The organism is Actinomadura opuntiae (assembly GCF_030283205.1).
In the GTDB taxonomy this organism is placed as follows: domain Bacteria; phylum Actinomycetota; class Actinomycetes; order Streptosporangiales; family Streptosporangiaceae; genus Spirillospora.
The window spans coordinates 1-13,423 of sequence record NZ_JASNWF010000050.1; the positions used below are offsets into that span (position 1 = coordinate 1).

Consider the following 13,423-nt stretch of genomic DNA (forward strand, 5'->3'; position numbering starts at 1 on the left):
CACCGCGCCAACCGATTCGCCCGCCGATCCAACTCCGCATAACACACCTCAACCCCACCACACACCACCGCAACCGCCTCCGGAGACCGCACCACCTGCGCCTCGAACAACCCGTGCACCGTCGCGGCCGAGGCCCCCACCACCCCCGACCCGCTCCACTCCACCAGAATCCGACGCAGTTCCTCCCCACCAAGGACGTCCACCGCCCGCAACGGAACCGCGTCACCACCTTCCAACGCCGCCACCACGCCCTCGGCCGCCGTCCGCACCAACTCGCCCACCGCACGGGGAGCCACGGGAGCCACCGCGTCGATGGCGAGTTCCAGGGAGTCGCCGTTGTCGTCCACCGAGACGGCCAGGGGGTAGTTGGTGCGTTCGCGGACGTAGGCCAGCCGGATGCCTTCGGTGGCCCGCGGCTCGCCGGCGGGCTGGTCGGGATCGCGGCGGGTGTTGTGCCGGTAGTTGAAGAAGCAGGTGAAGACGGGGGTGTCCCCGGGGACGCCCGCGGCCTGCTGCGCGAGCGACAGCGGCGCGTGCTCGTGCTCCAGCAACTCCGCGAGCTGGTCCCGCATCGCCAGCACCGACGACCGCACATCGGTACCGTCCACGCGCACCCGGACGGGCAGCGTGTTCAGGAAGGGGCCGGGGATCCACTCGGCGCCCTCGCCGGCGTCCATGCGGCCGAACAGGACGGTCCCGAACACCACGTCGTCACGCCCGCTGACCGCCGCCAGCACCCGCGCCCACACCACGTGCATCACCGTCGCCGCCGACACACCCAGCCGACGCGCCGCCGCCCGCACCCGCGCGTCCAGTTCGGCGGGGAACGCGAGCACCTCGCGGGCCGACCGGGCGCCGTCGCCGCGGACGTCCACCAGGCCGAACGGCGCGGTCGGCTCGGTCACGTCGCCCAGCAGCTCGGCGAAGTACCGCTCATGCCCGGCGTCGTCGGCGCCGCTTCGGGCCTGCGCCACGAAGTTCCGGAACGGCGACGGTGCGGGCAGCTCGTCACCCCGCCCGGACAGGAACGCACGCACCTCCTCCAGCAGCACTTCGAGCGCCATGTGGTCCTGGACCATGTGGTGTATCCGGACCAGGCCCAGCCAGCGGTCGCCGCCGGGAAGGGGCGTGGCGTGCATCCTGATCAGCGGCGCCTCGGTCAGGTCCATGGCCAGCCCGGCGGATCCGACCAGCGCCGCCACCGGGTCTTCGGCGTCCTCGGCCGGCGGCACCTGCCGTACCGGCAGGGCCGCGCGCCGCCACACCACCTGGACGGGCTCCCGGAGCCCCTCCCACACGATGGACGTGCGGAAGACGTCGTGCCGTGCGATCACCCGGTCGAGTGCCGCGGCGAACGCGTCGAGCAGAGCCCGGGACTCGAACTCGAACACGGCGGGCAGTACGTAGGCGTCCTCGCCGCCCTCGGCGAGCAGGTGATGGAACAGCAGCCCGCCCTGCAGCGGCGCGAGCGGATACACGTCGGCGACGTTGGCCGCGCCGCCCTCCACGGACGCCACGATGCGCTCGACCTCGGCGTCGTCGAGGTCCACCAGCGGCAGCATCTCCGGTGTGATCTCGGTCGCGTCCGCCGGGATGCGGTTCTCGGGGACGGCGACCCGCGCGTCGTCCCCGGCTGCGGCGAGCAGCCCCGCCGGGGTCGGCGCCTGGAACAGCGCGCGCACCGACACCGCCAGACCCCGGCTCCGCAGGCGCTCGACGAGCCGGATGGCCAGCAGCGAGTGCCCGCCGAGCGCGAAGAAGTCGTCGTCCATGCCGACCTCGTCCACGCCGAGGACCTCGGCGAACACGCCGCACAGGAGTTCCTCGCGCGGGCCCGCGGGGGCACGGCCCGCGCCGGGCGCCGCGGTGAGGGCGTCCGGGACGGGGAGGGCCCGGGTGTCCACCTTGCCGTTGGGCGTCAGCGGCAGTTCGGCCAGTTCCACCAGCGCCGCGGGAACCATCGATTCCGGCAGGTGCTCCCGCGCGAACGCCCGCAGCTCGCCCGGGTCGACGACGGCGCCGGGCTCGGGGACCACGTAGGCGACGAGACGCCGGCGGGGTGCCGGGCGCCCGCCGCCGTGTCCCGGACGCTCCACGTGTTCCAGCACGCCTTCCGCGCCCCAGCGGACGATCCTGCCGGTGCGGCGCATCGTCGTCCCGGGCTCGAACGGGCACGCGACGAACCGTTCCGCGGTCGCCGCCCTGCCGGCCAGGTGCACACGCCCCGCCTCGGCGCCCGCGACGTACAGGTCCCCGGGCACTCCCACCGGCACCGGCTCGAGGAAGCCGTCCAGCACGTACGCCCGCGTGTTGGCGACCGGGGCGGGCCCTTGGAGGTCGACGCCCGCGAGGACCTCGCGGAACCGCCGCCGCGTCCCGGACGGCAGCGGTTCCCCCACGAGCACGACCCGGCGCAGAGCGGCTCCCGCCGGCGGTTCGCGCAGGAAGTCCGCGAGCGCCGGAGACGCCACAACCGCGGTGGAGGCCCGCGCCGCCGCGTCCGGCAGGACCAGGGTCGCGCCGTGGACGAGCGGCCAGAGCCATCCGCGCGGCGAGGCGTCGAGCACCCGGTCGCCCGCGCCGAGGCCGAACGCGTCCCGCATCCACATCAGGCGGTTCGCGACCGAGGTATGGGTGACGACCTCTCCGTCGGCGAACGCGGCGTTCTCCGGACGCGGTGCCTGCACCGGGGCGGCGGCGCGACCGGTCGGGTCCGCGCCGTCGAGTACGCGGTCCGCGCCGTCGAGTACGCAGTCCGCATCCGCGGCCCGATCCGCGGGAACGTAGGCGCCTCCGGCCTTGAGGATGCCGAGCAGCGCCGCGACATGGTCCGCGTCGCTCCGCATGCGCACGGCGACCTTCGCCTCGGGGCGCACGCCTCTGCTCGTCAGCGTCGAGGCGATCCGGTCCGCCCGGGCGGCCAGTTCCGCGTAGGAGTACTCGGTGATCCCGTCCGCCACCGCCACGGCCTCGGGCGTACGGGCCGCCTGGGCATCGAACAGCTCCGGCAGCGTGCCGGAGGGGAGATCGGCGGCGGTGCCGTTCCACTCCACCAGGATCCGGTGCAGTTCCGCGTCGTCGAGGACCCGGGCCGCGCTGACGGGCGCGTCCGGATCGTCCAGCACCGCGTCGAGCGTCCGTTCCCAGTACCGCGCGATCCGTGCGGCGGACGCCTCGTCGAACAGGTCCGCGGCGACCGTCACGGAGCCGGTCATCCCCGCGGGGGCGCCCCCGGCGTCCCAGGTCTCCTCGACGTCCACCTCGACGTCGAACTTCGCGCTCTGGGGGACGTGCGGCGCGGACGCGGTCTCCGGCCCGGCCGCGGCGCGGTCCTCGGTGTTGTGCAGGGTGAGCATCACCTGGAACAGCGGGTTCCGGGACATCGAGCGGCTCGGCGACAGCTCCTCGACGAGCTTGTCGAACGGGAGGTCCTGGTGCTCCAGCGCCGCCCAGCCCGTTCCCCTGACCCGTGCCAGCAGCGCGCGGAAGGTGGGGTCGCCGGAGAGGTCGGTGCGCATCACCAGGGTGTTGACGAAGAATCCGACCAGGTCGTCCAGGGCCGCGTCCGTGCGGCCCGCCACGTCCGTCCCGATCGGGATGTCGGTGCCCGCCCCCAGCCGCGAGAGCAGTACGGCCAGCGCCGCCTGCACCACCATGAACGTCGTCGCGCCCTCGGCCCGCGCCAGGTCCACCAGCCGCGCGTGCACATGCGCCGGAACCGTCACGGGAAGGCTGTGGGCCCGGTACGAGGCCGTCGCAGGGCGCGGACGGTCGAAGGGAAGCGCCAGTTCCTCCGGCGCGCCCGACAGCGCCCGCCGCCAATGGTCCAGCTGGCGCGCCATCACGCTGGACGGGTCGCCGGGATCGCCGAGCAGCTCCCGCTGCCACAGCGCGTAATCGGCGTACTGCACCGGCAGCGGCTCCCACGCCGGGGCGCGGTTCTCGCTGCGCGCGGCGTACGCGAACGTCACATCGCGCTCCAGCGGGCGAAGCGACCACCCGTCGCCCGCGATGTGGTGGACGACGATCAGCAGCACCCGCTCGTCCGGACCGGCGGCGAACAGCCAGGCCCGGATCGGCGCCTCCCTTGCCAGATCGAAGGTGTACCGCGCCGCGTCCGCGACGGCGCCCTCCATCTCGCCCGCCGCGACGTCGACCCGGGCCAGCTCCCAGTCCAGCTCTCCCATGTCCACGACGCGCTGGAAGGGCTCGCCGTCAACGGTCCCGAAGACCGTGCGCAGGACCTCGTGCCGCTCCAGGACGTCGAGGAACGCGGCGTTCAGGGCCTTGGCGTCCACGTTCGCGGGCAGGCGGCGCACCAGGGGGATGTTGTAGGCCGCGCCGGGCCCTTCGAGCTGGCCGATGAACCACAACCGGCGCTGCGCGAACGACAACGGAATCATCGGGGGCCCTCCTGCGTACGCATCGGCCGCAGCGCCGGCCTCGCCGGCCTCTGCTGGTGCAACTGCTCGGCCACACCCGCGACCGTCGGCGCTCGGAGGAGCTCCCGCAGGGGCAGCTCGACACCGAACTCGGCGCGGACCTGGTTGATGAGCCGGACGGCCAACAGCGAATGGCCGCCCAGCACGAAGAAGTCATCGTCGATCCCGACCGTCTCCAGCCGGAGCAGCCGGGCGAACAGCCCGCAGAGGGCCGCCTCGCGTTCGTTGGACGGCCCGCGCCCGCCGCCCGCGGAGACCGCGGGGCCGGGGGCGGGCAGTGCCGCGCGGTCGAGCTTGCCGTTGGCCGTGACCGGCAGGTCGTCCAGGACCACGAGGGCGGCGGGCACCATGTACTCCGGCAGCCGTTCGGCGGCCAGCGCACGGACCGACTCGGCCAGCCCGTCGCCGCCGCCGGTGCCCGCGGGCACCACGTAGGCGACCAGCCGGTCGTCCCGGGCGACCACCACCGCCCGCGCCACGCCCTCGTGCGCCGCCACGGCCGCCTGCACCTCGCCCGGCTCGACCCGGAAACCCCGGATCTTGAGCTGGTCGTCGGTCCGGCCGAGATACTCCAGGCACCCGTCGGCCCGCCACCGCGCGAGGTCTCCGGTGCGGTACATCCGTTCCCCCGCCGCGAACGGCGCGGCGACGAACCGCTCGGCGGTCAGCCCCGGCCGGCCCGCGTACCCCCGCGCCAGCTGCACCCCGGCCAGGTACAGCTCGCCCGCGACGCCGACCGGCACCGGCCGCAGGGCCGCGTCCAGCACGAACGCGCGGGTGTTGGCGACCGGGGCGCCGATCGGCACCGGCCCGTCCTGCCCGGCGCGGCATTCCCATGCCGTCACGTCCACCGAGGCCTCGGTCGGCCCGTACAGGTTGTGCAGCGCCGCTCCCGGCAGCACCTCCAGCGACCGGTCCGCCGTCCCGGCCGGCAGCGCCTCCCCCGAGCAGATCACCCGCCGCAGTCCCGTGCATCCGGCCGCGCCGGGATGCGCCAGGAACGCCTCCAGCATCGACGGGACGAAGTGGACCGTCGTCACCCGCTCCGCGCGGATCAGGTCCGCCAGGTACGCCGGGTCGCGGTGCCCGCCCGGCCGGGCCACCACCAGGCCCGCGCCCTGGAGCAGGGGCCAGAAGAACTCCCAGACCGACACGTCGAACCCGTAGGGGGTCTTCTGCAGCACCCGGTCCGCCGCGGTCAGCCCGAACCGGGCCTGCATCCAGGCGAGCCGGTTCACGATCCCCGCGTGGGGGACGAGGACCCCCTTCGGCCGCCCGGTCGACCCCGACGTGAAGATCACATATGCGGGATGGTCCGGTCGCGGCGCCGGCCGGGCCACCGGGCCCGCGTCCAGCAGCGCCGCCTCCCGCACCGCCGCGGCGGTCACCACCTGGCGGGCGCCGGCGTCGGCCAGCATCGCCTCGGCCCGCGCGGCGGGCGACTCCGGGTCGATCGGCAGGTACGCCGCCCCGGCCTTGAGGATCCCGAGCAGCGCCACGACCAGGTCGGCGCCCCGCTCCAGGCGCACCCCGACCACCGATTCCGGGCCCGCGCCGCGCTCGGTCAGCCACCGCGCCATCCGGTTCGCCCGCGCGTCCAGGTCCGCGTAGGTGGTCTCGGTGCCCTCGAAGACCACCGCCACGGCGTCCGGCGTCCGCGCCGCCTGCACCTCGAAGAGCTCCGGCACCGTCGCCTGCGGCACCTCCGCGGCCGTGTCGTTCCACTCCACGACGACCTGCCGCAGGCCCGCATCGTCCAGGACGCCGACCGCGTCCAGCCGCGCTTCGACGCCGCCGTCCAGCGCGACCTCCAGCGCGGCCAGCAGGTTCTCCGCGGCGGTCCGCACCAGGACGGCCACCGCGGCCGCGTCGATCCCCGCGATCGCGTCCACCGCGATGTCGATGCCCTCGCCCGTGTCGTCGACGGCGACCTGGAGCGGGTAGTTGGTGCGCTGCCTGGAGAACAGCATGCGGATGCCCTCGGTCTGCCCGTCCGGGGCGGAGCGCGGCGCCGGGTTGTGCCGGTAGTTGAGGAACGAGGTGAACAGCGGCGCGTCGCCGACGATCCCGGCGGCCCGCTGGGCGGACGCCAACGCGGCGTGCTCGTGCTCCAGCAGGGCCGCCAGCTGACCGCGCATCGCCGTGACCGCCTCGACGACGCCCACGTCGCCGGTCCGCACCCGGACCGGCAGCGTGTTGATGAATGGGCCCGGCACGCGCTCCGATCCGGCCCCGGCGTCCAGCCGGCCGAACAGGACCGTGCCGAACACCACGTCGTCGCGTCCGGCCATCACCGCCAGCGCGCGCGCCCAGGCGACATGGAGCACCGTGGCCGGACTCGCGCCCAAGCGGCGCGCCACCGCACGCAACCGCCCGTTCCACTCCGCCGAGAACGGCACGACGCGGTGCACCGCGTCCGACCCGTCGCCGCGCACGTCGGTGAGCCCGAACGGCGCGGTCGGCTCCGTCACGTCGCCCAGCAACTCGGCGAAGTACCGCTCGTCGTCCCCCTCGGCGGCCCGTGCCCGCGCCTGCGCGACGAAGTCCCGGAACGGCGGCGGCTCCGGCAGGCCGGCGCCGCGTCCGGCCCGGAACGCCTGGACCTCGTCGAGCAGGACCTCCAGCGCCGTGTGGTCCTGGACGATGTGGTGGATCCGGATCAGGGCCGGCCAACGGCCGGTTCCCGCGCGCTCGGCGATCCGCACGTCGATCAGCGGCGCCCGGCCGAGGTCCATCGTCGTACCGGCCGACGCCACGAGCGCGGCCGCCGGGTCGGCGACCTCCGGGTCGAGACGCACCTCGTCCACCGGCAGTTCGGCGCTCCGCCACACCACCTGCACGGGTTCCCGGAGGCCGTCCCACACGATCGACGTGCGGAGGACGTCGTGACGGTCCACGACCTGCCGCAACGCGTCCACGAAACCGTCCAGCCGGCCCCGTGAGTCGAATTCCAGAACGGTCGGCAGGATGTAGGCGTCCTCGCCGCCGTCGGCCAGCAGATGGTGGAACAGCAGGCCCTCCTGCAACGGCGCGAGCGGGTACACGTCCGCCACGTTCGCCGCGCCGCCCGGTATCGACGCCACCACCCGGTCCACCTCGTCCTGGTCCAGCTCGACCAGGGGCAGCATCGCCGGAGTGATCTCCACCGCGCCCGCCGGAATCAGGTTCGGCGGCACCGGCGCGCGGGCGGTGCCCGCCGACGCCGCCAGCCCCGCCGGGGTCGGGGTCTCGAAGAGCGCGCGCACCGACACGAGCACGCCCCGCGACCGCAGTCGCTCCACCAGCCGCACCGCGAGCAGCGAATGCCCGCCCAGCGCGAAGAAGTCGTCCTCCGCCCCGATCCCCTCGACACCGAGGACGTCGCCGAACACCTCGCACACGATCTCCTCGCGCGGGGTGGCCGGTGCCCGACCCTCCCCCGCCAGGCCCGCGAAGTCCGGCGCGGGCAGCGCCCTGCGGTCCAGCTTCCCGTTCGCCGTCAACGGCAGGGAGTCCAGGACCACGACGGCGGACGGCACCATGTGGCCGGGCAGGCTCGCCGCCGCGTGCGCCCGCACCTCCAGCGGGTCGAGGTCGGCCGCGGCCGCCACGTACCCGACGAGCCGCGCGTCACCCGACGGGTCCCGCTGGACGGTCACCGCGGCGCCCGTGACGGCGTCATGGCGTTCGAGCACCGCCTGGACCTCTCCCGGCTCGATCCGGAAACCGCGTATCTTCACCTGGTCGTCGGTGCGGCCGAGGCATTCAAGGGCGCCCTCGAAGCGCCATCGCGCCAGGTCACCGGTCCGGTACATGCGCGCGCCCGGCTCGAACGGGCAGGCCACGAACCGTTCCGCGGTCAGCCCCGGACGGCGCAGGTAGCCGCGGGCGAGCTGGACGCCCGCCAGGTAGAGCTCGCCCGCCACGCCGGGCGGCACGGGCCGCAGCGCCGCGTCCAGGACGTAGGCGCGGGTGTTCGCGAACGGGGTGCCGACCAGGACCGGCCCCTCGCCCACCGGGGCCGATGTCGCCCAGACGGTCGCCTCGGTCGGCCCGTACAGGTTCACGGCGTCCGCGCCGAGCCGCCGGATGCGGGCGGCGAGCGCCTCGGGCAGCGCCTCGCCGCCGACCAGCATCCGGACCTCCCGCGGCCAGGGGCCCACCTCCAGCAGCGCCCGCCACAGCGACGGGACGGCCTGCATCATGGTCGCGCCGCCGTCGCGGACGAGGGCGAGCAGCGCACCCGGATCCCGCACCGTCTCCCGGTCGGCGAGGACCACCGACGCGCCGTTGACGAGCGGCAGGAACAGCTCCAGGGCCGCGATGTCGAACGACAGCGTCGTCACCGCCACCATCCGGTCGCGGCGCGTCGGCCGCACCCGCTCCGCCGCGGCCCGCAGGTGGTTCACCAGCGCGCCGTGCCCGACGACGACGCCCTTGGGACGGCCCGTCGAGCCCGACGTGTGGATCACGTACGCGGGATGCTCCGGCAGCAGGCGGCCGCCGCGCTCGGCCGCGCGGACGGGTCCGGCTTCCAGCTCCGCCAGTTCCGCGCGTACCGCCGCCGCGTCGAGGACGATCGTCGGCCCGGCCCCGGCGGGCACCGAGCCGGCGCACGCCGACGAGGTGACCACGCAGGCCGGGTCCGCGTCGGCCATCATGAAGGCGATCCGGTCCGCGGGATATCCGGGGTCGACCGGCAGGTAGGCGCCGCCGGACTTCAGGACGCCGAGCAGCGCGACGACCAGGCCGGGGCCGCGGTCCATCAGCACCGCGACCGGCGACTCCGGCCGGACGCCGCGGGCGATCAGGAGCCGCGCCAGCCTGTTCGCCCGGGCGTCCAGTTCGCCGTAGGTCAGGTCCGCGCCGTCGGCGGCGATCGCGACCGCGGCCGGGTCCCGCGCCACGCTCGCGTCGAACAGCTCGGGGAGCGTGGCGGCCGGCGCCTCGACGGCCGTGTCGTTCCATTCGGCCAGCACGCGGCGTTCCGCGGCCGCGTCGAGGACGGGGATCTCGCTCAACGGCAGGTCGGGACCGCCGTCCAGGGTCCGCTCCAGCGCGGTCACCAGGTTCGCGGCGGCGGTCCGCAGCAGCGCTCCGACCGCACCGGGGTCGATGGGGGCGATCGCGTCCACCGACGCGGCCAGCCCCTCGCCGTCGTCGTCGACGGCCACGCCGAGCGGGTAGTTGGTGCGTTCCCGCGCGTACAGCAGCCGTATGCCCTCCGCGGCCGGACGCCCGCCCGCCGCGGGCCCGGCGTCCCGGCGGGTGTTGTAGCGGTAGTTGAGGAACGAGGTGAACAGCGGGGTGCCGCCCGGGACACCGCTCGCCTGCTGGGCCAGCGCGAGCGGTGCGTGCTCGTGCTCCAGAAGCCCGGCGAGCTGGCCGCGCATCGCCGACACGGCCTCCAGCGCACGCAGCTCTCCGGTCCGCACCCGCACGGGCAGCGTGTTGAGGAACGGGCCGGGCACTCGGTCACCGCCCTCGCCCGCGTTCATGCGGCCGAACAGCACGGTGCCGAACACCACGTCGTCGCGGCCGCTCAGCACGGCCAGCACGCGTGCCCACGCGACGTGCAGCAGCGTCGCCGGGCTCGAACCGAGCCGCCGCGCGACCCTCCGCAGCGTCCGCTCCGGCCCGGACGGGAACCGGACGACATCGCGGGCGGAGTCCGCGCCGTCGCCTTGCGCGTCCAGCAGGCCGTACGGGGCGGTCGGCTCCGTCACGTCGCCCAGCAGCGCGGCGAAGTGCCGCTCGTGCTCCGCCCTGTCGATGCCGCCGCGCGCCTGCGCCACGAACGTCCGGAACGGCAGCGGCGGGGCCAGGTCGCCACCGCGACCGGTCAGGAACGCCTGGACCTCCTCCAGCAGGACCTCCAGCGCGGTGTGGTCCTGCACCATGTGGTGGACGCGCACCAGCGCCAGCCAGCGCCCGTCCTCGGAGACGGCCGTGACGTGCAGGTCGATGAGGGGCGCCCGCGTCAGCTCCATCCGCAGCCCGACCGTGTCGATCAGCGCGCGGACCGGATCGTCCGGCGCCGGGCCGAGGGCGACCTCGGTGACCGGCAGCCCGACCCGGCGCCAGACGACCTGGACCGGCTCCCGCAGCCCCTCCCACACGATCGACGTGCGGAACACCGCGTGCCGCTCCAGGACGCACCGCAGCGCGCCGGTGAACGCGTCGAGCCGGGCCCGCGAGTCGAACTCGAACACGGCCGGGAGGACGTAGGCGTCCTCGCCGCCGTCGGCCAGCAGATGGTGGAAGAGCAGGCCCTCCTGGAGCGGCGCCAGCGGATACACGTCCGCGACGTTCGCCGCGCCGCCGCTCACCGACGCCGTGATCCGCTCGATCTCGCCGGCGCCCAGCGTCACCAGCGGAAGCATGTCGGGCGTGAGTTCGGTGGCGCCGTCGGGGATCAGGTTCCCGGGCACCTCCACCTGCCCGGCGCCGGTGGACGCGGCGAGCCCGGCCGGGGTCGGCGTCTCGAAGAGCGCGCGCACCGACACCTGAACGCCCCGCGCCCGCAGCCGCTCCACCAGCCGCACCGCGAGCAGCGAATGCCCGCCGAGCGCGAAGAAGTCGTCCTCCGCGCCGACGTCCGCCACGCCGAGGACGTCGCCGAACACCTCGCACACGATCTCCTCGCGCGGGGTCGCCGGGGCCCGCCGGGACCGCGCGGTGAACTCCGGGGCGGGCAGCCGGGTGGTGTCGACCTTGCCGTTGGCGCTCAGCGGAAGTTCGGGCAGCTCGATCACGGCCGCCGGGACCATCGCCTCCGGCAGGTGCTCGCGCGCGAAGGCGCGCAGCTCGGCCGGATCCAGGTCCTCCCCCGGTCCCGGGACGACGTAGGCGACGAGGCGCCGGTGAACCGGCCGGAGCCTCGTCCTCGCGCGCACACGGTCACGGTCCGCGCCGTCGAGCAGGTCCGCCCCGCCCAGCCGCATCCGCGGGTCGGCGGTGAGCGCGTCCAGCAGCCGCACCAGCAGGCCGGCGAACCAGCCCGCGGTGGCCGGCTCGAACAGGTCCGTCGCGACGATGACGCCGCCGCGCAGTCCCGCCGGGCGCCCGTCCGCGTCGAACGTCTCGGCCAGCGCGACGTCCAGGTCGAACTTCGCGACCGCCGCGCCCGGACGGGCCTGCGCCGTACCGCCGCGCCCGGCGTTCTGCAGCGTCAGCATCGCCTGGAACAGCGGGTGCCTGGACAGGGACCGGGGCGGGGCCAGCTCCTCGACGAGCTTCTCGAACGGCACGTCCTGATGGGCGAACGCCGCGAGGCTCCCCGCCCGGACGCGGCGGACCACCTCGACGAAGTCCGGATCGCCCGCCAGGTCCGTCCGCATCACCAGGGTGTTGACGAAGAGGCCGACCAGATCGTCCAGCGCCTCGTCCGTGCGCCCGGCCACATCCGTCCCGATCACGATGTCCGTTCCCGCGCCCAGCTGCGAGAACAGCACCGCGAGGGCTGCCTGCAGCACCATGAACGTGGTGACGTTCTCGGACCGGGCGAGGTCCACCGTCCGCGCGTGCAGCGCGGCGGGGATCTCCAGCGGCGCGCGGTGGCCCTGGTAAGAGGCGACGGCGGGGCGGGGCCGGTCGAACGGGAGGGCGAGTTCGGCGGGCGCGCCTTCCAGCGCGTCACGCCAGTACGCGACCTGGCGGGAGAGCAGGCTGGCGGAATCGTTCTCGTCACCGAGCAGGTCGCGCTGCCACAACGCATAGTCGGCGTACTGGACGGGCAGCGGCTCCCACTCGGGAGCCCGCCCCGCGCAGCGCGCCTCGTAGGCGTGCGTCAGGTCGCGCCGCAGCGGGCCCATGGACCAGCCGTCGGCCGCGATGTGGTGCAGGACCACGACGAGCGTGCTCCCGCCGAACAGCCAGGCGCGGATCGGGATCTCGGCCGCCAGGTCGAACGCGTGGGACTCCGCTGCCTGGACCGCGGCGTCCACGTCCGGTGGGTCGACGTCGACGACCGAGAGCTTCCAGTCGAGGTCCTCGGGCTCGAGGACGTGCTGGTGGGGTTCTCCGTCCACGGCGGCGATCACGGTGCGCAGGCTTTCGTGGCGCCCGATGACGTCCCGGAACGCGGCGTCCAGGGCGTCCTCGTCCACCTCTCCCGACAGGTTCAGCACGACCGGGATGTTGTAGGTCGGGCTCGGTCCTTCGAGTTGGGCGATGAACCACAGGCGCCGCTGGGCGAACGACAGGGGGACCATCAGGACTCCTTCCCGGCGGCGCGCATGGGCCGCAAGGCCGGTCGCGCCTGCGGTGCCTCACCGAGCCGTGCGGCGAGTCCGGCCGGGGTGGGCGCGTCGAACAGTGCCGTGATGTCGATCTCGACACCCAGCACGCTGCGGACTCTGCTCACCAGCCGCACGGCGAGCAGCGAATGCCCGCCCAGAGCGAAGAAGTCGTCGTCCACACCGACCTTCTCCAACCCCAGCACCTGCGCGAACGCCTCACACAGCAACTCCTCCTCGCGACCGGCGGGGGCCCTGCCCGCGCCCGCCTCCGCGCCGTAGTCCGGGGCGGGGAGCGCCTTGGCGTCGAGTTTGCCGTTGGCGGTGAGCGGCAGCGCCTCCAGCGGCACCACCACCGACGGCACCATGTACTCCGGCAGCCGACGCGCCGCCAACTCCCGCACCGAGGCGGCCGAGATCTCGCCGTCAGGAACCACGTAGGCCAGCAGGCTCCCGTCGCGGGCGACTACTGCGGCGTCCATGACCTGCGGATGGGCCATCACCGCCGCGCGGACCTCGCCCGGCTCGATCCGGAAACCCCGAACCTTCACCTGCTCATCCACCCGACCCAAAAACTCCAACACCCCACCCGCACCCCACCGCGCCACATCACCCGTCCGATACATCCGCTCCCCCACCCCGAACGGACACGCCACAAACCGCTCCGCCGTCAAACCCACCCGACCCACATAACCCCGCGCCAACTGAACACCCGCCACATACAACTCACCCGCCACACCCACCGGCACCGGCCCCAAACCCTCA

Annotated in this window: 3 protein-coding genes; all 3 read right to left on the minus strand. The window is 74.6% G+C overall.

The annotated features are described in order from the left end of the window. The coding region (locus tag QP089_RS48445; protein ID WP_285921393.1) for a condensation domain-containing protein at nt 1–4,403 on the minus strand (4,403 nt) is incomplete at its 3' end. After that, nucleotides 4,400–12,634 (minus strand): non-ribosomal peptide synthetase, encoded by an 8,235-nt coding sequence (locus tag QP089_RS48450; protein ID WP_285921394.1) that lies wholly within the window; start codon nt 12,632–12,634, stop codon nt 4,400–4,402. The genes QP089_RS48450 and QP089_RS48445, both read right to left, overlap by 4 nt. Then, nucleotides 12,634–13,423, minus strand: a 790-nt coding sequence (locus QP089_RS48455) for a phosphopantetheine-binding protein (RefSeq protein ID WP_285921395.1), incomplete at its 5' end; no start/stop codon positions are given. The genes QP089_RS48455 and QP089_RS48450, both read right to left, overlap by 1 nt.